The 25,765-nt window shown below is 70.3% G+C and carries 25 protein-coding genes and 1 pseudogene; 15 read left to right on the top strand and 11 right to left on the bottom strand.

What is annotated here, in order from left to right:
• The first annotated feature begins 23 nt into the window (after positions 1 to 23).
• The 4 genes from paaC (at position 24) to AB0903_RS01195 (ending at position 3,810) form a co-directional block, all read left to right on the top strand.
• Entirely contained in the window at positions 24 to 806 is a 783-nt protein-coding gene (gene paaC / locus AB0903_RS01210) for a 1,2-phenylacetyl-CoA epoxidase subunit PaaC (protein ID WP_366697693.1), read from the top strand.
• A 143-nt stretch (positions 807 to 949) separates the two neighbouring features.
• On the top strand, positions 950 to 1,426 hold the full coding sequence (paaD, locus tag AB0903_RS01205) for a 1,2-phenylacetyl-CoA epoxidase subunit PaaD (protein WP_366697889.1): 477 nt from the start codon (positions 950 to 952) through the stop codon (positions 1,424 to 1,426).
• Complete coding sequence (locus AB0903_RS01200) at positions 1,427 to 2,482, top strand: 2Fe-2S iron-sulfur cluster-binding protein (protein WP_366697691.1); 1,056 nt, start codon at positions 1,427 to 1,429, stop codon at positions 2,480 to 2,482.
• A 185-nt stretch (positions 2,483 to 2,667) separates the two neighbouring features.
• On the top strand, positions 2,668 to 3,810 hold the full coding sequence (locus AB0903_RS01195; RefSeq protein WP_366697689.1) for an acyl-CoA dehydrogenase family protein: 1,143 nt from the start codon (positions 2,668 to 2,670) through the stop codon (positions 3,808 to 3,810).
• Between the two features lie 277 nt (positions 3,811 to 4,087).
• On the opposite strand, the gene AB0903_RS01190 is transcribed toward AB0903_RS01195, so the two are convergent.
• From AB0903_RS01190 to AB0903_RS01175, 4 genes are all read right to left on the bottom strand, one after another.
• The gene (locus tag AB0903_RS01190) at positions 4,088 to 4,432 is read right to left on the bottom strand and encodes a rhodanese-like domain-containing protein (RefSeq protein WP_366697687.1); all 345 of its coding nucleotides are present in this window, start codon (positions 4,430 to 4,432) and stop codon (positions 4,088 to 4,090) included.
• Positions 4,433 to 4,522: 90 nt separating this feature from the next.
• Positions 4,523 to 5,380, bottom strand: coding sequence for a hypothetical protein (locus AB0903_RS01185; protein ID WP_366697685.1), 858 nt, complete (start codon positions 5,378 to 5,380; stop codon positions 4,523 to 4,525).
• 33 nt (positions 5,381 to 5,413) lie between these two features.
• Positions 5,414 to 6,958, bottom strand: a complete 1,545-nt coding sequence (locus tag AB0903_RS01180; protein WP_366697683.1) for a DUF2252 domain-containing protein — start codon at positions 6,956 to 6,958, stop codon at positions 5,414 to 5,416.
• Between the two features lie 791 nt (positions 6,959 to 7,749).
• On the bottom strand, positions 7,750 to 9,885 hold the full coding sequence (locus tag AB0903_RS01175) for a PhoX family phosphatase (RefSeq protein WP_366697681.1): 2,136 nt from the start codon (positions 9,883 to 9,885) through the stop codon (positions 7,750 to 7,752).
• Between the two features lie 325 nt (positions 9,886 to 10,210).
• Between AB0903_RS01175 and AB0903_RS01170 the strand changes: the two genes are divergently transcribed.
• The 5 genes from AB0903_RS01170 (at position 10,211) to AB0903_RS01150 (ending at position 14,804) form a co-directional block, all read left to right on the top strand.
• On the top strand, positions 10,211 to 11,188 hold the full coding sequence (locus AB0903_RS01170; protein WP_366697679.1) for a PstS family phosphate ABC transporter substrate-binding protein: 978 nt from the start codon (positions 10,211 to 10,213) through the stop codon (positions 11,186 to 11,188).
• The gene (gene pstC, locus AB0903_RS01165; protein ID WP_366697677.1) at positions 11,185 to 12,135 is read left to right on the top strand and encodes a phosphate ABC transporter permease subunit PstC; all 951 of its coding nucleotides are present in this window, start codon (positions 11,185 to 11,187) and stop codon (positions 12,133 to 12,135) included. Before AB0903_RS01170 ends, pstC begins: the two co-directional genes overlap by 4 nt.
• Positions 12,132 to 13,040 carry a phosphate ABC transporter permease PstA gene (gene pstA, locus AB0903_RS01160; protein WP_366697675.1) on the top strand — a complete coding sequence of 303 codons (909 nt, stop codon included), beginning with the start codon at positions 12,132 to 12,134 and terminating at the stop codon, positions 13,038 to 13,040. The genes pstC and pstA overlap by 4 nt, the downstream gene beginning before the upstream one ends.
• Positions 13,041 to 13,108: 68 nt before the next feature.
• Positions 13,109 to 13,957 carry a phosphate ABC transporter ATP-binding protein PstB gene (pstB, locus tag AB0903_RS01155; protein WP_366697673.1) on the top strand — a complete coding sequence of 283 codons (849 nt, stop codon included), beginning with the start codon at positions 13,109 to 13,111 and terminating at the stop codon, positions 13,955 to 13,957.
• Positions 13,958 to 14,012: 55 nt separating this feature from the next.
• Positions 14,013 to 14,804 (top strand): response regulator transcription factor, encoded by a 792-nt coding sequence (locus tag AB0903_RS01150; protein ID WP_366697671.1) that lies wholly within the window; start codon positions 14,013 to 14,015, stop codon positions 14,802 to 14,804.
• Positions 14,805 to 14,992: 188 nt separating this feature from the next.
• Here the strand turns inward: AB0903_RS01150 and AB0903_RS01145 are convergent, their stop codons facing one another.
• Positions 14,993 to 15,679: a three-helix bundle dimerization domain-containing protein gene (locus AB0903_RS01145; RefSeq protein WP_366697669.1), complete on the bottom strand. Its 687-nt coding sequence runs from the start codon at positions 15,677 to 15,679 to the stop codon at positions 14,993 to 14,995.
• A 150-nt stretch (positions 15,680 to 15,829) separates the two neighbouring features.
• On the opposite strand from AB0903_RS01145, the gene AB0903_RS01140 reads away from it, so the two are divergent.
• Complete coding sequence (locus AB0903_RS01140) at positions 15,830 to 16,201, top strand: metalloregulator ArsR/SmtB family transcription factor (protein ID WP_366697667.1); 372 nt, start codon at positions 15,830 to 15,832, stop codon at positions 16,199 to 16,201.
• Between the two features lie 408 nt (positions 16,202 to 16,609).
• On the opposite strand, the pseudogene AB0903_RS01135 reads toward AB0903_RS01140, so the two are convergent.
• From AB0903_RS01135 to AB0903_RS01125, 3 genes and pseudogenes are all read right to left on the bottom strand, one after another.
• A pseudogene (locus AB0903_RS01135) lies at positions 16,610 to 16,929 on the bottom strand (thioredoxin domain-containing protein); the annotation flags it as partial.
• 20 nt (positions 16,930 to 16,949) lie between these two features.
• Entirely contained in the window at positions 16,950 to 17,945 is a 996-nt protein-coding gene (gene trxB, locus AB0903_RS01130) for a thioredoxin-disulfide reductase (RefSeq protein ID WP_366697665.1), read from the bottom strand.
• A complete protein-coding gene (locus AB0903_RS01125) occupies positions 17,942 to 18,355 on the bottom strand; it encodes an arsenate reductase ArsC (protein WP_366697663.1) in 414 nt (137 codons plus the stop codon). The genes trxB and AB0903_RS01125 overlap by 4 nt, the downstream gene beginning before the upstream one ends.
• Before the next feature lie 91 nt (positions 18,356 to 18,446).
• On the opposite strand from AB0903_RS01125, the gene AB0903_RS01120 reads away from it, so the two are divergent.
• The 3 genes from AB0903_RS01120 to AB0903_RS01110 are packed head-to-tail and all read left to right on the top strand — an operon-like array spanning position 18,447 to position 20,972.
• On the top strand, positions 18,447 to 18,761 hold the full coding sequence (locus tag AB0903_RS01120; RefSeq protein ID WP_366697661.1) for a metalloregulator ArsR/SmtB family transcription factor: 315 nt from the start codon (positions 18,447 to 18,449) through the stop codon (positions 18,759 to 18,761).
• On the top strand, positions 18,758 to 19,858 hold the full coding sequence (gene arsB, locus AB0903_RS01115) for an ACR3 family arsenite efflux transporter (protein WP_366697887.1): 1,101 nt from the start codon (positions 18,758 to 18,760) through the stop codon (positions 19,856 to 19,858). Before AB0903_RS01120 ends, arsB begins: the two co-directional genes overlap by 4 nt.
• A gap of 49 nt (positions 19,859 to 19,907) precedes the next feature.
• Positions 19,908 to 20,972, top strand: a complete 1,065-nt coding sequence (locus AB0903_RS01110) for an ArsO family NAD(P)H-dependent flavin-containing monooxygenase (RefSeq protein ID WP_366697659.1) — start codon at positions 19,908 to 19,910, stop codon at positions 20,970 to 20,972.
• A gap of 11 nt (positions 20,973 to 20,983) precedes the next feature.
• Here AB0903_RS01110 and pstS read toward each other — a convergent pair whose 3' ends face one another.
• The 3 genes from pstS to AB0903_RS01095 all read right to left on the bottom strand — a co-directional run bounded on the left by pstS (position 20,984) and on the right by AB0903_RS01095 (position 24,096).
• Positions 20,984 to 22,051: a phosphate ABC transporter substrate-binding protein PstS gene (gene pstS, locus AB0903_RS01105; RefSeq protein ID WP_366697657.1), complete on the bottom strand. Its 1,068-nt coding sequence runs from the start codon at positions 22,049 to 22,051 to the stop codon at positions 20,984 to 20,986.
• A 549-nt stretch (positions 22,052 to 22,600) separates the two neighbouring features.
• Positions 22,601 to 22,960 (bottom strand): metalloregulator ArsR/SmtB family transcription factor, encoded by a 360-nt coding sequence (locus AB0903_RS01100; protein WP_366697655.1) that lies wholly within the window; start codon positions 22,958 to 22,960, stop codon positions 22,601 to 22,603.
• A 62-nt stretch (positions 22,961 to 23,022) separates the two neighbouring features.
• A complete protein-coding gene (locus tag AB0903_RS01095) occupies positions 23,023 to 24,096 on the bottom strand; it encodes an NAD(P)/FAD-dependent oxidoreductase (protein WP_366697653.1) in 1,074 nt (357 codons plus the stop codon).
• A gap of 104 nt (positions 24,097 to 24,200) precedes the next feature.
• On the opposite strand from AB0903_RS01095, the gene AB0903_RS01090 reads away from it, so the two are divergent.
• Together AB0903_RS01090 and AB0903_RS01085 are read left to right on the top strand one after the other, a co-directional pair.
• A complete protein-coding gene (locus AB0903_RS01090; protein WP_366697651.1) occupies positions 24,201 to 24,374 on the top strand; it encodes a hypothetical protein in 174 nt (57 codons plus the stop codon).
• A gap of 28 nt (positions 24,375 to 24,402) precedes the next feature.
• Positions 24,403 to 25,761: an NAD(P)-binding domain-containing protein gene (locus AB0903_RS01085; protein ID WP_366697649.1), complete on the top strand. Its 1,359-nt coding sequence runs from the start codon at positions 24,403 to 24,405 to the stop codon at positions 25,759 to 25,761.
• Positions 25,762 to 25,765: the final 4 nt, after the last annotated feature.

The raw sequence follows: 25,765 nt of genomic DNA, 5'->3' as shown, positions 1-25,765 counted from the left end.
CCTCGGCACCCACGGAAGCCGCGATGTCCCCGACAGCCGAGGCACCGGCGACAGGGCCCACCCCGCCTCCGGCCGCGGCACCGGCGCCTCACCCCGCTGGGTACACCACGGCAGCGCTGGCTCTCGGTGACGACGCACTGGTGCTCTCCCACCGGCTGGGGGAGTGGGCCGGACACGCACCGGTCCTGGAGGAGGAGGTCGCCCTCGCCAACATCGCGCTCGATCTGCTCGGGCAGGCGCGCGTACTGCTCTCTCTCGTCGGTGACGAGGACGAACTGGCCTACCTCCGCGAGGAGCGCTCCTTCCGGAACCTCCAGCTGGTCGAGCAGCCGAACGGCGACTTCGCGCACACCATCGCCCGCCAGTTCTACTTCTCCGTCCACCAGCGCCTCCTCTACGGGCAGCTGGCGGCCGGGGACGGCCCGCTCGCCGGACTCGCCGCCAAGGCCGTCAAGGAAGTCTCGTACCACCAGGACCACGCGGAGCACTGGATCACCAGGCTCGGCGACGGCACGGCGGAGAGCCACGAGCGGATGCAGCGGGCGTGCGCTGCGCTGTGGCGGTTCACGGGCGAGATGTTCCAGCCGGTGGACGGGCTCGAGGTGGATCTCGCAGCCCTGGAAACGCCCTGGCTCGAGCGGGTCACGGCGGTTCTGGAGGCGGCCACGCTGACCGTTCCGTCCGGTGCGCGCACGGGCGCCTGGTCCGCGGGAGCGGGGCGCCAGGGGCTGCACACCGAGTCGTTCGGACGGATGCTCGCGGAGATGCAGCATCTGCACCGGAGTCACCCGGGGGCGTCATGGTGACAGGAACAACCGGACAGGCTCGCGCGCACGCCGCGCCGGAGCCCCAGCCCCACGTCCACGCTTCGCCGCAGCCCCAGGCCCCGGCCGACACCCGGGTCCAGGCCGCACCGCCTGCGCCGGGTGCGTCCGGGGGCGACACGAGCCTGGAGGCGGAGCTGCGCAGGCTGGCGGGCTCGGTCCCCGACCCGGAGCTGCCGGTGCTTACCCTCGGGGAGCTCGGCGTCATCCGGGGCGTTCGCCTGGTCGGACCCGCCTGCGTCGAGGTCGAACTGACACCGACGTACACGGGCTGCCCGGCCGTCGAGGCCATGACGGCCGACATCGAACGGGTGCTGCGTGACCACGGGATGGCGGCCGTCTCGGTCGTCAGGGTCCTTGCGCCGGCCTGGTCGACGGACGACATCAGTGCCGAAGGCCGCCGGAAGCTGAGCGAGTTCGGCATAGCGCCGCCCCGTCATCACGCGGCGGACGAGCCGGTGCCGATATCGCTCTCCGTCCGCTGCCCGCAGTGCGGCTCTACCGACACGGAGCTGCTGAGCAGGTTCTCCTCCACGGCCTGCAAAGCCCTGCGCAGGTGCGTCTCCTGTCGCGAACCTTTCGACCACTTCAAGGAGTTGTAGATGTTCCATCCGCTCCGGGTCAGCGCGGTCGAACGGCTCACGGACGACTCGGTGACCGTCACCTTCGACGTGCCCGCCGAACTGCGCGAGACCTTCCGCCACACACCCGGCCAGCACATCGCGCTGCGCCGGCTCGTGGACGGCGTGGAGATCCGCCGCACGTACTCGATCTGCACCCCGGCCGCTCCGGACGGCGGCGTTCCCGTGCTGCGGGTCGGCATCCGACGTGTGGACGGCGGCGAGTTCTCGACGTACGCCCTCAAGGAGCTGTCCGTCGGCGACACCGTCGAGGTGATGCCGCCGGCCGGCCGGTTCCTCTTCCCTCCGAGGCCGGGTCACTTCTCAGCGGTGGTGGGCGGCAGCGGGATCACGCCCGTGCTGTCCATGGCCGCGACGCTGTTGCGGAGCGAGCCGGAAGCCCGGTTCTGCCTGATCCGCAGCGACCGCACGGCGGCCTCCACGATGTTCCTGGACGAGGTGGCCGACCTCAAGGACCGCTACCCGGACCGCTTTCAGCTGGTCACCGCGCTGTCCCGGGAAGAACAGCAGGCGGGACTGCCGTCGGGGCGCCTGGACGAGGAGCGCCTGACCGGCCTTCTGCCGGCGCTGCTTCCGGTGCCGGAGGTCGACGGCTGGTTCCTCTGTGGGCCGTTCGGACTCGTCCAGGCCGCCGAGCGCGCTCTGCGTGGGCTCGGCGTGGACCGCGGCCGCATCCACCAGGAGATCTTCCACGTCGATGACGGCTCGGCACCGCTGTCCACGACCGTCGCCTCGCCGGCTCACGCCGCCCTCACGGCAACCCTCGACGGCCGGTCGGGCACCTGGCCGGTCCAGGAAGGAGAGTCGCTCCTGGAGACGGTGCTGCGCAGCCGGGCCGACGCACCCTACGCCTGCAAGGGCGGTGTGTGCGGCACCTGCAGGGCGTTCTTGGTTTCGGGCGAGGTCCGCATGGACCGGAACTTCGCCCTCGAACCGGAGGAGACGGACGCCGGCTATGTCCTGGCCTGCCAGTCCCATCCCGCTACGGCGGAAGTGGAGTTGGACTTCGACCGCTGACCGCCGACCTCCTCGCCGCTGCCCCCGCCGACAGCCCACTGCTCGCAGCCCACCGTCCACCCGCACCGACCACCCGCAGCCGTGAGGCCCGGCCAGCCCCGTGCTCCGCAGCCATTCCCTTCGCGCCCGGCGTCACCTATCTTGACGACCCGTCAGATACGGCTGTGTCGCGGAGGGAGCAGGAAGTGGACTTCACCTTCACCGAGGAGCATCTGGCAGCCGTGGAGGCAGCCGAGGCGGTCTTCTCGGCCGTGGCGCCCGATGCGGTTCCGAGCCCCGCGATGACTGCGGAGGCCGTCGCCGACGACTTCGACCGCCCGTTGTGGTCCCGCCTCGCGGACTCCGACCTGCTGGGCCTGGTGCTGCCGGAGGAGCACGGCGGTGCCGGACTCGACCCCATCGCGCTCTGCCTGGTACTGCGCGAGTCCGCCAAGGTGCTGGCACGCGTGCCGCTGCTGGAGACGTCCGCGGTCGCGATGGCCGTGACGCGCTTCGGAAGCACCAGTCTCCGCGGCGAGGTCCTCCCCCGGATCGGCCATGGCGACCTGGTGCTCACGGCAGCGGCCAACGGCCGCACCGGCCACGGTTCCGCAGAGTCCGCCGTCACCGCACGCCGCCCCGTCGGACCAGCGGGCGGCTGGGTCCTCGACGGGATGCACACGGCTGTGCCCTGGGCGCAATGCGCGGACCGTATCGCTGTGCCTGCCCACACCGGCGACGGCAGGGCGGTTCTCGCCCTTGTACCGCGTACGCATGACGGCCTCGCCCTCGCCGAGCAGGTCTCCACAAGTGGCGAGCGCCTGGCTGAGGTCCGGTTCAAGGCGGTAAAAATCGACGACCGGGACCTGATCGACGATCCTCACGCCTGGGAGTGGCTCCGCGGACTGCTCGCCACGGGCACCTGTGCCCTGGCTCTGGGCCTCGGGGAGCGGGTACTGGCCATGACCGGCGCATACACCGGCAAGCGGGAGCAGTTCGGCTTCCCGGTGGCCACGTTCCAGGCGGTGGCCGTACAGGCCGCCGACCGGTACATCGACCTGCGCGCCATGGAGGCCACCCTCTGGCAGGCCGCCTGGCGGATCACCACCGATTCCGACGGAGCGCTGCCGCCGGCGGGCGACATCGCCGTGGCCAAGATCTGGGCCTCGGAGGGGGTTCGGCGCGTCGTGCAGACCGCTCAGCATCTGCACGGCGGCTTCGGCGCGGACGTCGACTACCCGCTCCACCGCTACCACGCCTGGGCCAAGCAGCTCGAGCTCTCGCTCGGTCCCGCGGCCGCCCACGAAGAGGCTCTCGGCGATCTCCTCGCCGCCCACCCTCTCGGTTAGCGCCCGGACACGCCGCAGGCCGGGCACAACGCGGCTCGACGCACCACCGGCCCGCGCACCCCGGCCCGACGCACCACCGGGCCCGCACACCACCGACCCGCACACTCCGGCCCGACGCACCACCGGGCCGCATGCCACCGACCCGCACACTCCGGCCCGACGCACCACCGGGCCCGCACGCCACCGAACCGACGCCGCCGGCCCCGCACGCCACCGAACCGACGCCGCCGGCCGGGCGCATCGCCTGTCCCTGCCCGGCCGAGCATCCGGCGTGGAGTCAGAGCACGGACGCGGGGGAGCCGTTCTCGGTGACCATGGGCCGCCCCGCCCCTTCCCAGGCGAGCATGCCGCCGTCGATGTTCACCGCGTCGACGCCCTGCTGCACCAGGTACTGCGTGACCTGCGCGGAGCGGCCGCCGACCCGGCACATCACATAGGCACGCCGTCCGTCGGCCAGCGCCTCCGTCACCTCGCCGAAGCGGGCCACGAAGTCGCTCATCGGGACGTGCAGCGCGCCTTCGACGTGCCCGGCCGCCCACTCGTCGGTCTCCCGTACGTCCAGGACGAGGCCGTCGGCCGGCACCTCCGCGACGCTCACGGAGGGCAACGGGGCGAAGTTCATGAGTGATGCCTTCTCTCGTACGTGTAAAAGGCCGGTTCCGCAGCGGTCCCGGTCGCGGTCCGGCCCCGCCCCACCGAGGCCCCGGAAAACCTACTGCACCAACCCGGCCAGCTCGGCCTCACGCTCCGCCACCTGCGCCAGGAGTTGCTCGGCGATCTCTTCCAGCAGCCGGTCCGGGTCGTCCGGCGCCATCCGCAGCATCGCCCCGATGGCGCTCTCCTCCAGCTCCCGGGCGACCACGGTCAGCAGCTCCTTGCGCTGCGCCAGCCACTCGAGCCGGGCATAGAGCTCGTCACGCTCGCTGGGCCGGGGCGCGGCCGGCACGGGCCCGGCAGCCCATTCCTCGGCCAGTTCCCTCAGCCCCGACTCGTCGCCCAGCCCGTATGCGGCGTTGACCCGCGTGATGAACTCCTCGCGCCGTGCCCGCTCCGTATCGTCCTGCGCCAGGTCCGGATGGGACCTGCGGACGAGTTCCCGGTAGAGCTTGCGCGCCTCGTCGCTCGGCCGGACCCGCTTCGGTGACTGCACGGGCTGGTCCGTGAGCATCGCGGCGGCCTCGGCGGAGAGGCCGTCGGAATCCATCCAGTCGTGGAACAGCTCGTCCACGCCCGGCATCGGCAGTACCAGGGCCCGCGCCTCCCACGCCTTGCGCAGGTCCTCCGGGTCGCCGCTGTGTGCCGCCCTGGCTTCCGCGATCTGCGCGTCGAGCTCGTCCAGCCGCGCGTACATCGGTCCGAGCTTCTGGTGGTGCAGCCTGGAGAAGTTCTCCACCTCCACCCGGAACGTCTCCACCGCGATCTCGAACTCGATCAGCGCGTGCTCGGCCGCCCCGACGGCCTTGGCCAGCCGGGCCTCCGGCCGGTCCTGCTCGGCATGCTGCGCTGCCTGTCGCGCGGCCGGCTCTTCGTCGTTGCGGGTCGTCGGTCCCCCGGCGGCATCCTGAGTCACCGCTCCAGCCTACGGGCGCTGCCGGGGGGCCTGTCACACCCCCAGCTCAGCGGCTGTCCGACCGCTCTTGATGGCCGTCAGGAGGTCCGCGTGATCGGCCTCCGTACGGTCCGCGTACATCACCGCGAACGCCGCCACGGCCTCGTCCAGCTCCTCGTTCTTGCCGCAGTACCCGGCAAGCAGTCTCGGGTCCGCGCTGTGGGCGTGGGCTCGGGCGAGCAGGGCGCCCGTCATCCGGCCGTAGTCGTCGAGCTGGTCGGGCGTGAGGGCCCCGGGGTCGACACTGCCCTTGCGGTTCCTGAACTGCCGCACCTGGAAGGGGCGCCCCTCCACGGTCGTCCAGCCCAGCAGGCTGTCGCTGACCACCTGCATGCGCTTCTGGCCCCGCACCACTCGGCGCCCCTCGTGCACCGGCTCCGGTGCGGGGAAGCCGACGGATTCCAGGTACGGCAGAAGTACGGAGGCACGTGCCTCCTTCACCTGCAGCACCAGCGGATCGCCGCGGTGGTCGAGGAGCAGCACGACGTACGACCGGGTGCCCACGCTTCCGGTGCCCACGACCCGGAACGCGACGTCGTGTATCGAGTAGCGCGCGAGCAGCGGGAGGCGGTCCTCCCCGACCGTGGTCAGATACTCCCCCAGCGAAGCGGCGACGGCCGCCGCCTCCGCGTCGGGGACCCGGCGCAGCACGGGAGGCGCGTCAACGAAGCGGCGCCCGGCGGCACCCCGCGTACCGTCGTCGCCGTACTCGCCCTCTTCCACGGCCTCGGTCGCCTTGGCCGCGAATCGCGCGCTGGTGTTGTTGCGCGCCTTCGCCGCGACCCGTTCCAGCGTCCCGAGCAGGTCCCGGGCGTCCGTGTGGGAGACGAGCTCCTCGTCGGCTATCGCGTTCCACGCGTCCATGGCCGGCAGCTTGGCCAGCAACCGCATGGTGCGGCGGTAGGCGCCCACGGTGTCGAAGGCCGCCGCTCGGCAGACGCCCTCGTCGGCCCCTGCCGTCCGGCCCGCCAGCACCAGGGACACCGCGAGCCGCTTGAGGTCCCACTCCCACGGGCCGACGACGGTTTCGTCGAAGTCGTTGAGGTCCATGACCAGACGGCCCCTGGCGTCCCCGTAGAGACCGAAGTTCGCCGCGTGGGCGTCGCCGCAGAGCTGTGCGCCGATACCGGTGACCGGTGTGCCCACCAGGTCATGGCCCATCAGCCCGGCCGCGCCCCGCAGGAAGGCGAACGGGGAAGCAGCCATCCGTCCCACGCGGATCGGGGTGAGCTCCGGCACACGCCCGCGGCTGGACTCCTCGACGGCCTGCACGGCGTCGGGCCGGCCGGACGTCGGCAGCATCACATGGTGCGAAGAGCGCGGTACGCGGTCCCGCAGCGCCTTGCCCATCTCCTTCGGTGACCGGGCGCCGCTGACGGTCGCCGTGCGCGGCGCGAAGCCCGGGACCACAGGAATACGCCGCCCGCCACCGAAGCCGACCCCGGCCTCGTCCCGTGAGCCCGGCCACACCGCGCCCGCCGATCCGTCCCCGCCGGAATCCGGCCGCTGCTCCGGCACCGACGCCATGATCTCGCTCATATTCGCGCCCTCCCCCGGCGACGAACGTCATCACCGTCAACTGCCACGACCGTACCGCCGAGCCCGGACAGCCGTCTCCCCCTGTGGAAAACCTTCCGTGAGCCCGATTGACCTGGTCGAACACCGCAGCCGAGGCGCCGCCGGCCGGCAGATGTTCCACGTGGAACACCGCGGACGAACGCGCCCTTGCCACGGATCTGGAACACGCCCGGCGTCAAACATGAGAAACGGGCCCCACCAGGACTCTCGCCCGGTGGAGCCCCGCCTCCGCTGTCCGGTCGCTACGCCACGACCCGCCACCACAGGACGTCGCGAGGATCGTCGAGGGCCATCCGGGACCGTCAAGGACCATCGAGGACGGTCAAGGACGGTCAAGGGTCGTCGAGGACCTGAGGACGGGCCGCCCACGGCGAAGCTCCATGGCGGCTCGACTGCATTGGACTGGGTCTACGGACCGGCCGGCCCTGCGCCCGAACCTCCACATCGACGAACCGATGCGACGAGGAGTGATCACGGTAGGCGCGTCCCGGCGTCGTTGCCATGCCGGCTCCCGCAGTGCCCGGCGGAACGGCCAGCCAGCCCGAGGCACTCACGGGAAACGGCTGTCGTTCGGGCGCTTGCCCGAGGCCCGGCCCGCCCTGACCAAGGCAGACCGGGCATCACATTCGAAGCAATGCCCCGCGCGCTGCAGAGCTGTCGCACCGAGGACGGGCCTGGGATGGCCAGCACGGCCTGGGGACGGTCGCCAAGCACGGCCCTGGCCCTCGACGGTCAGCACGGCCCTGGGACGGTCAGTGGCCGGAGCCCGCCTTCCAGACCGAGACGACCGACGGCCGTGGAATGCTGCCCGGTCCTTCGGGCCACACGGAACCGGGCTTCTCCGCGGTGGCGCCGTCGAGTTCGCCCGGGTGCTGGACGGCGACGAGAATGCGGTCGTCGGTGATGATCGGGCCGCAGGTCTCGGCGCCCTTGGGGACTGTCAGGAACTGCTTGACGTGGCCACGGTGCGGGCCCTTGACGGGGACGGCGAAGAGGCCGTCGTTGGCACCGAGGGCCGCGCCGTCGGTGGCGAGCCAGAGGTTGCCGTGCTCGTCGAAGGCGATGTTGTCGGGGCAGGAGATCTGGCTGACCTGGTTCTTGTCGAAGCCGGCGAAGTAGGTGGACGGGTCCTTGGGGTCGCCGCAGACCAGCATCAGGCGCCATCGGAAGGACTTCGCGGCGGCATCCCCGCAGTGTTCGTCGAGCTCGAGGATGTGACCGTGCTTGTTGCCGGAGCGCGGGTTGGCCTCGTCGGGGCCGGTCCTGCCGGCCGCTCCGCGGTCCTTGTTGTTGGTGAGGGCGACGTAGACGCGGCCCGTGTGCGGGTGGGGTTCGACGTCTTCGGGGCGGTCCATCTTCGTGGCGCCGGCCTTGTCGGCGGCCAGACGGGTGAAGACGTAGACCTCCTCGGCGGTCATGCCCTCGATGTGCGAGGTGCTGCCGGTGGCGAGCGGGATCCAGGTGCCGGCACCCGCGAAGTCGCCGTCCTCCGGGAGTGCGCCGGTGCCGTCGATCTCGGCGGCCGGGCTGTCACCGGTGAACCTGGCGACGTAGAGAGTGCCCTCGTCGAGGAGGCGGAGGTTGTGCTCGCGGGCGGTGCGGCTGTTGCCCTTCATGAACCGGTGGGTGGAGACGTACTTGTACAGGTAGTCGAAGCGCTCGTCGTCGCCCATGTAGAGGGCGACGCGGCCGTCGCGGGTCAGCCGGGGCTCGGCGGCTTCGTGCTTGAAGCGGCCGAGTGCGGTGCGCTTGCGCGGGGTGGAGGTGGGGTCGTACGGGTCGATCTCGACGATCCAGCCGTGCCGGTTGGCCTCGTTGGGCTCCTTGGCGAGGTCGAAGCGGTCGTCGAAGCGTTCCCACTTGCGATGGCTTGTGCCGGACGGCAGTCCGTAGCGGGCCAGACGCTGCTTGGCGGTCGGGTCGGTGACGGCGGCCGCGTTGGCAAAGTACTGGTTGAAGTTCTCCTCGCCCGACAGGACCGTTCCCCATGGGGTGACGCCGCCACCACAGTTGTTCAGCGTGCCCAGCACGGTGCGGCCGGTCGGGTCGGCGCTGGTCTTGAGCAGGTCGCTGCCGGCCGCGGGCCCGGTGACCTGGAAGGGGGTCGTCGCGGTGATGCGGCGGTTGAGCGCGTCGCCGGTGAGCGGCCACAGCCGCCCGGAGCGGCGGTCGGCGCGGACGGTGAGGACGGTCAGGCCGTGGGCGGCCCAGGCGATCTCGACCTGTTCGCGGGTGGGGTTCGCCGGGTCGTAGCCGTAGAACATGATCTCTTCGTTGGTGTACTCGTGGTTGACCACGAGCACCTGGTGGCCGTGCCGGTGGCGGGGCAGGTCGAGCAGTGCCATGTAGTCGCAGTTGTAGCCGAACTGGCGGGACTGGGCCTGCACGGTCTGGCGGCGGGCGTCGAAGCGCGGCGCGCCGTGCAGGACGGGGTCGCCCCAGCGGATGACGACCTGCCGGGCGTAGCCGGCGGGGACGGTCACGGCATCGGCGGTGTTCGGGGGCACGGCCTCGAAGCGCAGTCCGCGGGGCAGGCGGTCGTGACCCCGGTGCCCGGCCGAGGTGGTCCCACCGGCCGCCGCGGGCGCTGCGGCTGCGGTTCCGGCGGCGGCCGCCAGAGCGAGGACCGTGCCGCTCTTGAGTACGCCACGGCGGGACACCTGGTGGACGATGTCGCCGAAGTAGGTGTTGAGCGAGCGGTTCGGGGCGTCGTGGGAGCAGGCGTCGCCGCACCGGTAGCGGCACGTGAGTGCGGACCGCGCCGTGTTGTGGCTGGGCAGCAGGGGCAGGTCTGCTGAGCGGTCCGTGCGGCTGTCGGGCTGATCGAGCACGAGGTCCTCCACGATGTCGGGGGCGAAGACCGGCCATATAGGTGACCGTCGATCCATGACGCTAAGTGCCGTCGCCCCACTTGCAGGCGGCTGGAGGGTTAACGGGGCCCGAACTCTGCCGATGACACTCACCCGGGCGACGACCCGGCCGGCCGGCCCGTCACAGCGGGGCGGCAAGCGCGTCGCCACGGGCTGGGCACACCGACCCGCTTGCGGCATGATCCGTCTATATAGATGACCGACTATCGTTCATTTCCGATGGAGCCCTCGTACACCCTCTGTTCATATAGGCAAGCTTCGATCAATGTGTCCGAACGGAGCGCGCTGCGCACCTGATCCAGACAGCCGGGCGATGTCCCGGCAGACACGAGGGTCGAGAGTCGTGAACATTTCCACTTCGTTGCGCCGGGCCAAGGCTCCTTTGGCTCTGACGGCTGCTGTGATGCTGGCCGCGAGTGCGTGCGGCGGCGCCGACGCAGGTTCCGGTGGTGAAGGCGGCGACAAGCTGTCCGGGACCGTGAAGGTGGACGGTTCGAGCACGGTTGCCCCGCTCTCCACGGTGGCGGCCCAGCTCTTCCAGGGGGTGAACCCGGGCGTGAAGGTCACGGTCGGCACCTCAGGGACCGGTGGCGGTTTCGAGAAGTTCTGCGCCGGGGAGACGGACATCTCCAACGCCTCCCGCCCGATCAAGGACGAGGAGAAGGCGGCCTGCGAGAAGGCCGGCACCAAGTTCGAGGAGTTCACGGTCGCCAACGACGGTCTGTCCGTCGTGGTGAGCAAGGACAACGACTTCGTCGAGTGCCTGACCGTCGAGCAGCTGAAGAAGATCTGGGAGCCCGGTTCCAAGGTGAACAACTGGAACCAGGTCGACCCGAAGTTCCCGAACCAGAAGATGGAGTTGTTCGGCGCCGGCACCGACTCGGGCACCTTCGACTACTTCACCGACGCGATCAACGGTGAGGAAGGCGCCTCGCGCACCGACTACAACCCGAGCGAGGACGACAACGTCACCGTCCGCGGCGTGTCGGGCTCCAAGGGCGGCATCGGCTACTTCGGCCTGTCCTACTTCGAGGAGAACCAGGACAAGCTGAAGGCCGTCAAGATCGACGGCGGCGAGGGCTGTGTCGCGCCCAGCACGAAGACGGTCCAGGACGGCACGTACACGCCGCTCGGCCGCCCGCTGTTCATCTACCCGAAGGCGTCCTCCCTGGACAAGCCGGAGGTCGAGGCGTTCGTCGAGTACTACGTCGAGAACAGCGCCGAGATCGCCGAGAAGGCGCAGTTCGTGCCGCTCAACGCCGAGCAGCAGAAGGAACTGGAGAAGGACCTCGCGACGCTGCGGGAGCAGCACACGTCATGAGTTCCACCGTCTCCGACCGGCGGGCCGCTTCAGGAAGCCCCGGCTCCCTGAAGCGGTCCCAGCCGCGCTATGGCGAGAAGGTCATCAAGGTCCTCCTGGTGGCCGCCTCGCTGGTCTCGGTGCTGACCACGATCGGCATCGTTCTCGCCCTGATCCCCCCGGCCGGTGAGTTCTTCTCCAAGGTCGGCTTCGGTGAGTTCATCACCGGAACGAACTGGGCGCCGCTGTTCAAGCCGTCGTCCTTCGGCGTTCTGCCGCTCGTCGGCGGCACCCTGATGGTCACCCTGATCGCCCTGCTGGTCGCCGTTCCGCTGGGACTTGGCGCAGCGGTGTACCTGAGCGAGTACGCCAACCGGCGCGTCCGCAAGATCTTCAAGCCGATGCTGGAGGTCCTCGCGGGCATCCCCACCGTCGTCTACGGATTCTTCGCGCTGAAGGCGATCACCCCGCTGCTTCAGGGCATCTGGCCCGCCGGCGACGGGCCGCAGATCTTCAACGCCCTCGCCGCCGGGTTCGTCATGGGCATCATGATCATCCCGACGATCGCCTCGCTCGCAGAGGACTCCATGAGCGCGGTGCCCCGGGCACTGCGCGACGGCGCGTTCGCTCTCGGCTCCTCCCGGATGCAGGTCTCCACCCGGGTGGTGTTCCCCGCCGCCCTGTCCGGCATCGTCGCCGCCGTCGTGCTCGGCATCTCCCGCGCACTGGGCGAGACGATGATCGTCGCCATCGCGGCCGGCGGACAGCCGAACCTGTCCTTCAACCCCCTCGAAGGCATGCAGACGATGACCGCGTTCATCGCCGCGGCCGGCATCGGCGACCTGCCCACCGGCTCGACCGGCTACCAGACGATCTTCGCCGTGGGCGCGCTGCTGTTCGTGATGACCCTGGTGATGAACCTGCTCAGCATCCGTCTGGTGCGCAAGTACCGCGAGGTGTACGAATGAGTTCCAAAGTCATCGACCGAGAGGTCGTTCTCCAGGGTGACGCTCCCCGGCTGAAGGGCAAGGGGACGCCTCTGCGCGAGCGGGTCTTCCAGCTGAGCCTGTGGGCCTCGCTCGCCGTCGCCGTCCTCTTCCTGATCTCGCTGCTCGGCTACGTACTCGCCGAGGGCTGGTCACGGCTCGATCCGCGGCTGTGGATGAACTTCCCCGACTACATCGACCCGACACAGGGCGGCGCCCAGTCGGCGATCATGGGCACGGTCTGGGTCATCGGTTTCACCGCCGTGTACTGCCTGCCCACCGGCATCCTCACGGCCATCTACCTGGAGGAGTACGCCGACCCCGACCGGTGGTGGAACCGGGCGATCGAGATCAACATCCAGAACCTGGCCGCCGTTCCGTCCATCGTCTACGGCATCCTCGGCCTCGGGATCATCTCCCGCGGCCTGGGCTTCGGCCAGACCGTGCTGACGGCGTCGCTGACGCTCTCCCTGCTGGTGCTGCCCGTGGTGATCATCTCGTCCCGCGAGGCGATCCGGGCGGTACCGCAGTCCATCCGCCAGGCGTCCCTCGCCCTGGGCGCCACCCAGTGGCAGACGATCTGGCGCCAGGTCCTGCCCGCCGCCGTGCCGGGCATGGCGACCGGATCGATCCTGGCCCTGTCCCGCGCCATCGGCGAGGCGGCCCCGCTGCTGCTGCTCGGCGGTCTGACGTTCATCACGTTCAACCCCAGCGGCGTGCAGAGCCAGTTCACCGTCCTGCCCATCCAGATCTTCAACTGGATCAGCCAGTCCCGCTCCGAGTTCGTCTCCCTCGCCTCCGCCGCGATCGTGATCCTGCTGGCGATCCTCCTGGTGATGAACTCCCTGGCGATCTGGCTGCGCAACCGCTACGCCCGCACCTGGTGACCGCCATGACCTCCGTGACCGACCAGCTTCATCAGCCCGCCGACTCTCCGAATCCGCAGGAGACCGCCATGACCCCTCCCTCCGACGCCGCCGGCGGCACCCGGACCCCGCAGGTCGCCTTCCGCGCTGCCCCCTCGCTGGTCAGTCCCGTCTTCGAGGTCGGCAGCCTGTCCGTCTTCTACGGCGACCACGAAGCGGTCCGCGACGTCAACATGTCCATCGGACACCGCCAGATCACCGCGATGATCGGCCCTTCCGGCTGCGGCAAGTCGACCGTGCTGCGCTGCTTCAACCGCATGAACGACCTCGTGCCCACCGCTCGCGTGGCCGGCAAGGTCAGCTACCACAACGAGGACCTGTACGGCCGCGACGTCGACCCCATCGAGGTCCGCCGCCGGATCGGCATGGTCTTCCAGAAGCCCAACCCGTTCCCCAAGTCGATCTACGACAACATCGCCTACGGCCCGCGCGTCGGCGGCTTCAAGGGCAACCTCGACGACCTCGTCGAAGAGACCCTCACCCACGCCGCCCTGTGGGACGAGGTCAAGGACAAGCTCAAGACCTCCGCCCTGGCCCTGTCCGGCGGCCAGCAGCAGCGGCTGTGCATCGCGCGCACCATCGCGGTCAAGCCCGAGGTCATCCTCATGGACGAGCCCTGCTCGGCACTGGACCCGATCGCCACCGCCAAGATCGAGGACCTCATGGAGCACCTTGCCCAGGAGTTCACGATCATCGTCGTCACCCACAACATGCAGCAGGCCGCGCGCGTCTCCCACCGCACCGCCTTCTTCACCGCGGACGTGGACGACGCAGGTGTGCGCCACGGCCGTCTCGTCGAGTACGACGAGACGGAGCGCATCTTCTCCAACCCCTCCGACCAGCGTACCGAGGACTACATCTCGGGCCGCTTCGGCTGACATGCAGGCTTCGACGACCACGCCTTTGCGCGCATCACGTGAAGGAGTTCTCCGGGTGAACCCCGACGCACCACGACCACCAGGCAGCACGACCCACTCGGTGCAGGGCGGTAGAGGAGCGGGCAAGCCGCCGGCCCTGCTGCTCGCCGAGCCGGACGAGAAGCTGGCCGCCCGGGCCATGGCCCGCTTCGCGGCGGCCGGCGTCACCGTGATCGCCTGTCACGACGGCGCCGAGGCCCTGTTGCAGGTCGGAGCACAGCATCCCGGCGCGGTGCTGCTCGGCGCTCCGCTGCCGGTCGTCGGGGCCGCTGAGGTCACCCGGCTCATCGGCCGCCTCAGCCCCGTGCCCGTCATCGTCGGCGCAAGCCCCGACGGGGCGGAGGAAGCCACCGCGGCCCTGGCCGCGGGCGCAGTGGCCTATGTGACCCGGCCGTACCGGATAGAGGAGATACTCCCGCTGCTCACCGGCCTGACCCGCGGTGACGGCTCGGCCGACACGCTGGTCGTCGGTGACATAGAGCTTGATCCCGCCGGGTTTCACGTCCACGTACGAGGACGCTCCCTCCAGTTGCCGGTTCGTGAATTCATGCTGCTGCGCTACCTGATGGAGAACTCCAACCGCCTCGTCTCCCGCAGCGAGCTGACCCAGGCGCTGTGGGGCACGGACAACCTGGACAGCAACACGCTCACCGTCCATGTGCGCCGTGTCCGCAACCGGCTCCGGGAGGGGGTGGGCAGCTGCTGCACGATCGACGCCATCCGCGGGATGGGCTACCGCCTGGAGTGCAGCACCTCATCGCCCGCGGGTGCGCAGGCGAAGCCGTCCGCGCCGACGCCCGCGACCTGAGGGCAGCGCAGGATGACCGGGGGGGCCGGAGGAGGGCTCGTGCATCGGCCTGCCGGTGTGGGCCACGCGCCGTCCCCGCCGGGGGAGCGCTACGGGCGGGACCACTTGCCTACCGCTGGCACGCTCTTTCACCGCAGAGGGTCGCACTCGGGGAAGGTCCGCGTCCGGTTCCCGGCCGCCGGCCGCGTTCACGGCGCGGGCTTCTCGAGCGGGCGGGGCGAAACCGTCACCAGCTCGTCGAGGAGTCGGGCGACGCGCGCCTCGAGTGTGTCGCGCACCGCGCGGGCGCTCTCGATGTCGAGACCGCTCAGATCGGGCAGGTCCCAGTCGAGGTAGCGCCGCCCCGGCCGCACCGGGCAGGCGTCACCGCACCCGAGGGTCACCACCACGTCTGCGGCGTCGACGGCCTCCGTGGTCAGGGATTTGGGGAACTCCTCCCCGACGCCGAGACCGCGCTCTGCCAGCAGCCGCAGCACCACGGGTGAGACGTCCGCCACCGGCCCCGACCCCGCCGTCATCGTGATCACCGCTCCCTGTGCCCGATGACGCAGCAGCGCACCCGCCAACTGCGAGCGCCCCGCGTTCTCCGTACAGACGAACAGCACGGTGGGCACCGACGCGGTCACCATGCCCCGGACACGGGCGAGAGCGCGCAGGCGCTGGTCCGCGAACCGCTCGATCAGAACCGGAAGATGGCGGTCGGTGCGTGCGCTCCCACTCAGGAGAGCCGCGCACTCCTGGACGTACCGCGCGACGGTGGCGCGCGAGAACGCCCGGCTGTGCCGTTTCGCCAGCCGGGCGGTGATGCGCGTCAGCACCGCACCGGTATCACGCAGCGGCGGCGTGGCCGGGCCGAGCGACGGCTGCTCACTCATGGCGCACCTTTCCGCAGACCGGCCCTCATCATAGGTCGCCATCTATATAGCCGGTCGGCTTTGGCTCCGAAAGTGAACGGTGGGTGAATTAAGGGCGGTGGGGCCGCTGGAGGGCCGGGGGCGTCGCCGCTGGCCACTTATGGTGAATAGATGGCTATCACTGCATACGAGGCGACGGACACGGCCGGGTCCGACGACGCATCCGCGTGCGGGTCCCACCTCGCATGCCTGCTGATCGACCGCGACGAGGCCGAGCGCATGGCCGCCACCCTCAAGGCGATTGCAGACCCCACACGACTGCAGATACTGCGGCTGATCGAGCGGTCGCCCGCCGGCGAAGCATGCGTGTGCGACCTGACCGACTGCCTCGGCCTGCGCCAGCCCACGGTGAGCCACCACCTGAAGATCATGACTGATGCCGGCCTCCTGGCCCGCGAGCGCCGCGGGACATGGGCCTGGTTCTCCGTGAACCACGAAGGGCTGCGTCGGATCCGCGACATCCTCGAACCCGCGACCGTCTGATCCGCCTCGCGGCTCCGGCAGCCCCCGCCCGCGTCGACTCCACTGCCGTGCGGGACAGCCGGATGTCGCTGTGCTCCTGTCCGGTCGGCGTCCTCCGCCTCGTACGGCGGGGTCGAGGAACGCTTGCGCGCAGGCGGGACCCTCCCCCGTACGCGTGAACCACGTGAACCACGTGAACCACGTGGACAGGCCGTCACCGGGGACGGGACCGAGCTCTCGGCCGAGGGTGCGGATCCGCCCAGGCTTCACTACGCGCGAGCAGGAACGCCGTGTGAGCGTGGCCGGCCCTGAGTAAGCCCGAGAGCTCACCGCTGAAACGGCTCCCGTCCGCCCTGTCGCAAACGGAGAACGGGAACTCTGTGGTGCCGGCCGGAAGCCGGGTGCCGTCAGCCCCCGCGGCCCGCCCTCGACGGCTGCCGTCGGCCGTGCCCCGACGATGGTCTTCGCCCCGACGACGGTCTTCGTGACTTCGCCGCCGATGTGGACGCTGGACGCGCTCATGCTCGGGATCGACATGCCGCCGTGCTTGGCGGCGATGGCCGGTTTCTCGTCGATGTCGGGCCTGACGACCCGATCGCGTCGCCGTGGTGGGCGGCGACGGCATCGAGCGAGGGCATGAGCTGTCGGCACGGGCCGCACCCTGCGGCCCGGAAGCCGACGGGCACGGGCCTGTCACCGTTCAGGTGCTCCCGCTTGGAGGAGTCGTCCACCACGTCCTGCAAGGCCATGGCGACCTGCTCCAGCAGGGTCAGACGGTGGCGGTGACGGGTGTCTTCTCCGGCTCCGCAGGCGCCTCGTGCGCCTGGGCGGCGAGGTAGCGCTCCGCATCGAGTGCGGCGGCGCAGCCGGATCCGGCTGCGGTGATCGCCTGGCGGTAGGTGCGGTCGACGACGTCGCCGGCACCGAAGACGCCGGGCACGTTGGTTCGTGTCGACGGGGACTGGACCAACAGGTAGCCCTCGTCGTCCAGATCGAGCTGGCCCTTGAAGACCTCGGTGCGCGGGTCGTGGCCGATGGCGATGAACAGACCGGTGGCGTCGAGGTCGCGGGTGGCGCCGCTGAAGGTGTCGCGCAGGACGAGGCCGGCGAGCATGCCGTCCTGTTCCTTGATCTCGGCGATCTCGCTGTCGAAGGCGAAGGAGATCTTGTCGTCGGCGAAGGCGCGGTTCTGCATGACCTGAGAGGCGCGCAGGGTGGAGCGGCGGTGGACGACGGTGACCGAGCGGGCGAAGCGGGTGAGGAAGGTGGCTTCCTCCATGGCGGTGTCGCCGCCGCCGACCACGACGATGTCGCGGTCGCGGAAGAAGAACCCGTCGCAGGTGGCGCACCAGGAGACGCCTCGGCCGGACAGCTCCTCCTCGCCTCGCAGGCCGAGCTTGCGGTAGCCGGACCCGGTCGCCACGATCACGGCACGCGCCCGATGGACGGTGCCCGCGGAGTCGGTGACTTCCTTGATGCGGCCGAGCAGGTCGACCGAGACGATGTCGTCCTCGACGATCTCCGCACCGAACTTCTCGGCCTGGGCGCGCATGTTCTCCATGAGGACCGGACCGTCGACGCCTTCGGGGAAGCCGGGGAAGTTCTCCACCTCGGTGGTCGTGGTCAGTGAACCGCCGACGAAGACCGCGCCGCCGAAAACGAGCGGCTCGAGCTGCGCGCGGGCCGCGTAGAGCGCGGCGGTGTAACCGGCGGGACCGGATCCGATGACGATGACGTTCCTGATGTCGTCCGCGGACGCGGTCATGCCGTCTCCTCCGGGGCGATCTCGGCGATCAGGCCCTCGACGAGCTTCTTGATCTCGTCACGGATCGGGCGCACGGCCTCGACGCCCTGACCGGCCGGGTCCTCCAGCGTCCAGTCGAGATAGCGCTTGCCGGGGAAGACCGGGCAGGTGTCGCCGCAGCCCATGGTGATGCAGACGTCCGACGCCTTCACCGCGTCGATCGTGAGGATCTTCGGCGTCTCGGCCGTGATGTCGATGCCGACCTCACGCATGGCCTCGACGGCGGCCGGGTTCACGGAGTCGGCGGGGGCGGAGCCGGCGGAACGGACCTCGACACGGTCCCCGGCCAGGTGGCTGAGCCACGCGGCGGCCATCTGGGAACGGCCGGCGTTGTGGACACAGACGAACAGCACAGAGGGCTTGTCGGACATCTGAGATCTCTCTTGTCTCACGGCGAAATCAGGCACGAGTGACATCAGCACCTGGTGGCGTCAGCAGCCACTGATGTGAGAGTATCAGCCCATGATGACGTCAGTCGACACTGAACTGATCCGGGTCCTCGCCGACCCGCTCAGACTCCGGATCGTGACCCTCCTCGCCCAGGAGACGCTCTGCACGTCCCATCTCGTCGAGGAGACCGGGGCGCGGCAGACCAACCTCTCCAACCACCTGAGAGTGCTGCGCGAGGCAGGCGTCGTCGAAACGGAGCCGTGCGGCCGTTTCACGTACTACAGGCTCCGCCCTGACGTCATCGAGGCCGTGGCAGGTTCCTTCGCGGACCTCGCCGGGGCAGCTCGCGCCACCCAAGCCACCGACACGAAAAGGGCATGTCCGTGACCCGCACCGAAGCACCCGCGACCGTCGAAGAACAGTCGGTCGTCGCGAAGCTTTCGACGCTCGACCGCTTCCTTGCCGTCTGGATCCTGATCGCCATGGGTCTCGGACTCGGGCTCGGGCGGTTGATCCCGGGCCTGAACGACGCCCTCGCGAAGGTCGAGATCGGCGGCATCTCGCTGCCGATCGCCGTCGGCCTGCTGATCATGATGTATCCGGTGCTGGCCAAGGTCCGCTACGACAGGCTCGACGCGGTCACCGGCGACCGGAAGCTCATGGCTTCCTCGCTGGTCGTCAACTGGGTCCTGGGGCCGGCGGTGATGTTCGCGCTGGCGTGGATCTTCCTGCCGGACCTGCCCGAGTACCGGACCGGCCTGATCATCGTCGGCCTCGCCCGCTGCATCGCCATGGTCATCATCTGGAACGACCTGGCCTGCGGCGACCGGGAGGCCGCCGCCGTCCTGGTCGCGCTCAACAGCGTCTTCCAGGTGATCATGTTCGGTGTGCTCGGCTGGTTCTACCTCGACCTGCTCCCCGGCTGGCTCGGCCTGGGCGATGGGGAATCGCTCGACATCTCGATGTGGAAGATCGCCCTCAACGTCGTCATCTTCCTCGGCGTGCCCCTGCTGGCCGGCTTCCTGACCCGCCGGATCGGCGAGAAGAAGCTCGGCCGCGAGTCCTACGAGAGCAACTTCCTGCCGAAGATCGGCCCCTGGGCGCTGTACGGACTGCTCTTCACGATCGTCATCCTCTTCGCCCTCCAGGGGAAGACCATCACTTCCCAGCCGCTGGACGTCGCGCGCATCGCCCTGCCGCTGCTCGTCTACTTCGCGCTCATGTGGTTCGGCACCTTCCTGCTCGGCAAGGTCATCGGCCTGAACTACGAGCGCACGACGACGCTGGCGTTCACCGCGGCGGGCAACAACTTCGAGCTGGCGATCGCGGTGGCCATCGCCACCTTCGGTGTGACCTCCGGCCAGGCCCTGTCCGGCGTCGTCGGCCCGCTCATCGAGGTCCCGGTCCTGATCGCGCTGGTGTACGTGTCCCTGGCCTGGCGCAGGAAGTTCGCCTCGCCGGACATGACCCCGGCCGGGAGGTAGGGGCGATGCACGGCTCGCGCGGAGCGTTCTGCCCTGTGCGGCAGGTGCGGTGAGCGCGGCAGTCGATGTGGTGGTGATCGGCGGCGGCCAGTCCGGGCTCGCCGCCGGTTACCACCTGCGCCGCCTCGGCCTGGACTTCGTCGTCCTGGACGCACAGCCCACGCCCGGCGGCGCCTGGCGGCACGCCTGGGATTCCCTGCACCTGTTCTCTCCAGCCGCCTATTCGTCGCTGCCCGGCCGCCTGATGCCGCCACAGCCCGGTCGGACATATCCGGACGCGGGACACGTCGTCGGCTACCTCGACGATTACGAGAAGCGCTACGAACTCCCCGTCGAACGCCCGGTCGCGGTGCGCTCGGTGCGCCGCGACGGGCCCGTCCTGCGCGTGGAGAGCGACTCCGGTGTGTGGCACGCCCGCACGGTGATCAGCGCGACCGGTACCTGGTGGCGACCGTTCCTTCCGGCCGTGACCGGCGCGGACCGTTTCGCGGGACGCCGACTGCACACCGTCGCCTACCGCGGCCCCGCCGAGTTCACGGGGCGGCGGGTCATCGTCGTCGGCGGCGGCAACTCCGGTGCCCAGATCGCGGCCGACCTCGCGTACGACACCGACCTCACGTGGGTCACCCGGCGCGAGCCCCGCTTCCTGGCCGACGACATCGACGGACGCGCCCTGTTCGACGCGGCCACCGCCCGACGGCGTGCCCTCGACACCGGCAGCGCCGACACCGGCGGAGTCGCCTCGCTCGGCGACATCGTCGCCGTACCGCCCGTACGAGAAGCACGCGACGCGGGCGTGCTCAAGGCCGCCCCCATGTTCGCCCGGCTCACCCCGGCAGGCGTGGTCTGGGCCGACGGCACCACCGCGGAGGCCGACGCGATCATCTGGTGCACGGGCTTCCGTCCCGCCCTGTCCCACCTCGCCCCGTTGGGGCTGCGCGGCCCCCGCGGCCACATCCCCACGACCGGCACCCGTGCCACCGCCGAACCCCGCCTTCATCTGCTCGGATACGGCGACTGGACCGGCCCCGCCTCGGCAACCCTCATCGGTGTCGGCCGCCCGGCCCGCGACGCCGCCCGTGAGATCGCGGCGCTGCTGAAAGGCCGGAGCTGATCCGCACCGGGTCAGGACAGCGTGCTCACCACCTGCCGGACCCGTGCGGCCAGCTCGTCCGGCAGCGGGGCGTAGTGAATCGCCGCCAGTTCGTTCTGGCCCTCCTCGCCGGCCGTGTATCCCAGGAAGGACTTCAGCGCGGGCAGAAGGTCTGGGTTGTTGCCGGTTGCGCAGACGATCTCGTAGGTGACCAGGACGATCGGATACGCGCCGGGAGCATCGGTGCGGTAGTCGAACTCCAGCGTCATGTCCTTGCCCGTACCGGTGACCTTCCCTGCGGCGATACCGGCCGACGCGGTCCCGACGGACACCGCGACGGGTTCCGGTGCACCCGTGTCCAGGCGGACCGTGGACATGCCCTCCGCCTCGGCGAAGGACAACTCGAAGTAGCCGATCGAGCCGTCGGTGCCGCGCATCGTCGACACGATGCCGTCAGAACCCGGTGCCGAGTGTCCGCCCTTGGCCTGCCACGCCTTCTTCTTCGCGTACGGCCATTCGTCGGGGGCCGCCTCTGAGAGATAGGCGTTGAAGTTCTGCGTCGTGCCCGAGTCGTCGGAACGGTGCACAGCGGTGATGTCCGTGGCCGGCAGCTGAAGGCCCGGGTTCAGGCGCTGGATCTGCGGATCGTTCCACTTGGTGATCTCCGAGTCGAAGATCTTCGCCAGGGTGGGGGCGTCGAGCACCAGGTCCTTGACGCCGTCCAGGTTGTACCCGATGGCGATGGGGCCGGCGACCATCGGCAGGTCGATCGCCGTCCCCCCGTTGCACACGTCCTCGGAGAACCGGAACTCCTCCTGCGACAGCGCGGTGTCGGTTCCTCCGAACACGGTCGCTCCGCGCAGGAACTGGGCCACACCGCCGCCGGAACCGATGGGCACGTAACGGATCTGCACACCCGGGCATGCCGACCGGTACTTCCGTATCCAGTGACTCATCGCGTTCTGCTGGGCCGTCGAGCCGGAAGCGGCCAGCTTGCCTTCCTCGGCGCAGGCGATGTCGCTCGTCCGCGCGGCGGCAGGAGCGGAGGACCGGTCCGGCCCTCCGCCGAAGCCGCAGGACGACACAAGGAGACCGCACATGGCCGCCGTCGCCGTTCTTCTCCATGACGTTCGACGACTCGATCCTCGACCTGGCACCGGGTTCCCTTCCGACGAGCGGTCGTACAGATGCTCACCGATCAACTCACCTCCCGGTGTCGACCAGGCGAACATCACCCGACGCTCCGGCACTTGTCGGGTGACCGGACCCGCCCCGGCACACTGATGTCGTGGACGGCAACCACCGCTCGATGTGCTGATCGCGGGTGCAGGGCCGACCGGCCTTGCACCAGCGACCCGGTTGCAGGCGTACGGGGCCCGGCTGCCGTGCGGCCCGGGGGACCGCTGGGGCGGAGAGCGGATCACCGACACCGTCCGCGGACGGTCCGCATTCCTCCATGTGCACATGCCGGGAGCGCGGGCACCATGGTCCCGGTCTCACCCAGTGCCTGGTCCGGCCCGACGGCTACATCGGACATCTCGCGTCCGGGAGGGACCTGGCCGGCCTCACCGACCACCTCGGCCGACGGCTGCCGCTGCCCGGGGCCGGTGAAACGCCGCCCCGAGCCGCCCCGAGCCGTTCGGCGTCGATCAAGCGGTGTACCGGCCCAGGATGTGGCCCATGGCGGCCAGGACGGACGGCTCGACGCGGTAGTAGACCCAGGTGCCGCGCCGTTCGGAGGTGAGCAGGCCGGCCTCCCTGAGCTTCTTGAGGTGATGGGACACGGTCGGCTGTGAGACGCCGACGTCGGAGATGTCGCACACGCACGCCTCGCCGCCCTCATGGGAGGCGACCGCGGAGAACAGCCGCAGACGGACCGGGTCCCCCAGCGCCTTGAACATGGCAGCCGTGCGCACCGCCTCGTCCGCCGTCAGAGGGCGTTCGGTCAGCGGCGGGCAGCACGGCTCGACTCCCTGTTCCAGCAGCGGCAGCACCTTGGCGTTCGACATGTATCAATGTTGACACATGTCGAATCACAAGAGAGGTGCCCGGCAGTCCGGGCACCCTCCCGCTACAAGCCGACCGCGGCCGGTGCCTTGCGTACGTGGGCGGCCAGCGGCGGTATGACGTGGTCGGCGTCTGCGGCCACGCCCCGCAGCGTGTTGGAGGCGAAGGACCGCTGGAACTCCAGACCGAGGTAGACCAGGCCGGGGTGCGTCGTGGAGATGCCGCCGCTGTGCAAGGGCGAGCCGTCCGGCCCCAGGGCTCCGAGTCCCCGCAGGTAGCCGAGGTCGGGCCGGTAACCCGTGGCGAGCAGGACGGCGTCGACGGGCTCGCGGGTGCCGTCGGCCCACACCACGGCGTCGCCGTCCAGGGCGGTGAACATCGGCCGCCGCTCCAGCGTGCCGGACGCGAGCGCGTCCTGGTACCGGCCGGCATCCAGGACGAGGGTGCCGCCGACGAAGTGGACGAGCCACTCGGGCGGCAGGTGGTCGAAACCGGTCCCGGTAAGCCAGTGGTGGATGTCCTTGCCGTCCCGCACCTGCCGGAGGAACCGGATCGCGGAGCGGCTGGCGAGCGTCACGTCGGCCACTTCCGCGAGCTCGTACCCGACCTGGACGGCGGAGTTGCCGCCGCCGACGACGACGACGCGTTTGCCGGCGTAATTCTTCGGGCTGCGGTAGTCGGCCACATGCAGCAGCTCACCCGTGAAGCGCTCCTGCCCCGGCAGAACCGGCCGCACCGGATTGCCGAAGGCCCCGGTGGCCGCGACGACACCGGAGGCAGCGATGCTCCGGCCGTCGGCGGTCCGCACAGTGAAGGCGGCACCGTCCCTCTCCACCGCCTCGACGCGCGTACCGGTGCGTATCTCGACACCGAGCCGCACCGCATGGCCGGTCAGGTAGTCGACCACGTCGTCACGGCTCGGGTAGCGGTCGCCCCGGCCGTCGAACGGCGCGTTGGGCAGCGCGCTGAACCGCGCGGGAGAGAACAGGGTGAGGCTGTCGTAGTAGCGCGGCCACGATCCGGCGGGCCGAGCGGACGCCTCGAGGATCACCGGCTCGATTCCGTGTCGGCGCAAGGTGCCCGCCGCGGCAAGCCCCGACTGCCCGCCGCCGATCACGACCACGTCCGCGTACTCCATCACCACTCCTCAGATTCGATGTATGTCTATGTTGACGCTTATCGAATCAGGTGCCATGCTGGTCCGCAAGACATCGACAAACCTCGAAATCGCGGAGATCGGCCATGACCTCCCTGCTGACCTACGTTCGTGCCGCACCGACCGGTGCCGCATCGCGCCGCCCGGTGGCAGTGGAGTTCTGCGACAGCTGCGCCCGGGTGTGCGACCACGCCCGCCGTGCTGCGGCTCATCGCTCACGCCGTGAGCAGTCCATGCCCGCCGCCGGCTTCCGCGCCTGATCGTCCGCCCAGAAAGAGGCCACATCCCATGAGCTCGAACTCCGACCTCCCCGTCGTCGTCATCGGAGCCGGCCCGGCCGGCTTGGCCGCCGCCGCCCACCTTGTCGAGCGCGACATCGAACCCCTGGTGCTGGAGGCAGGACCGGCCGCGGGCAGCGCCGTGCGCGAGTGGTCGCACGTCAGGCTGTTCTCCCCCTGGTCCGAGGTCGTCGATCCGGCGGCCGAGAAGCTCCTCGCCCCGACCGGCTGGACCGCACCCGACGGTGCCACCTACCCCAGCGGCGGGGACTGGGCCGAGAAGTATCTGCAGCCGCTGGCCGAAGTTCTCGGGGACAGGGTCCGCACGGGCGCCCGTGTCACCGGCGTCTCCCGTCTCGGCCGTGACCGCGTCGTCGACACCGACCGCGACCAGCGGCCCTTCACGGTCCACGTGTCGTACGCGGACGGGCGTGAGGAGCGTCTTGCCGCCCGGGCCGTCATCGACGCCTCCGGCACCTGGTCCATCCCCGGCCCCATCGGCGGTGACGGACTGCCCGCCCTGGGCGAGCGAGCCGCGGCCGACCGCATCTCCTACCGTGTCCCCGACCTCAAGGACCCGGCCGTACGGGCCCGCTACGCGGGCAGGCGCACCGCCGTCATCGGCTCCGGCGCCTCCGCCTTCACCGCCCTCGCCTACCTGGCGGACCTGGCCAAGGACGCTCCTGGTACCCACGCGGTGTGGATCCTGCGCCGGGGTATCAGCGGCAGCACGTTCGGGGGCGGCGAGGCGGACCAGCTCCCCGCGCGCGGCGCATTGGGCCTCGCCGCCAAGGCGGCCGTCGACAACGGCCACGCCGACGCCGTCACCGGCTTCCGCACCACGGCTGTCGAGAAGACGGGCGAGCGGCTGGTGCTCGTGGCGGAGGACGGCCGGCGTCTCGACCCCGTCGACGAGGTCATCAGCCTCACCGGCTTCCGCCCCGATCTGACCTTCCTCGACGAACTGCGCCTCGGCCTCGACGAACGCCTCCAGGCACCCGTCGCACTCGCCCCGCTCATCGACCCCAACCAGCACTCCTGCGGCACCGTCTACCCCCACGGCGTCAACGAGCTCTCCCACCCGGAGAAGGACGTCTACCTCGTCGGCATGAAGTCCTACGGCCGCGCCCCCACCTTCCTCGCGATGACCGGCTACGAGCAGGTCCGCTCCATCGCCGCGGCCCTCGCGGGGGACCGCGAGGCAGCCGAGCGGGTCGAGCTGACCCTGCCCGAGACCGGTGTGTGCGGGGGAGCCGGCCTGTTCGACGAGCCCGACACCACCCAGAGCGAGTCCGGCGGCGGGTGCTGCGCCACCCCGAGCACTCTGCAGATCGGTGTCGGCGCCCGTGCCTCCTCCGGCGGCTGCTGAACCT

It is taken from the genome of Streptomyces sp. NPDC048389, from assembly GCF_040706335.1.
In the GTDB taxonomy this organism is placed as follows: Bacteria; Actinomycetota; Actinomycetes; order Streptomycetales; family Streptomycetaceae; genus Streptomyces.
The sequence above is the reverse complement of the archived record's forward strand: the minus strand, read 5'-3'. Positions and strand labels throughout refer to the sequence as shown.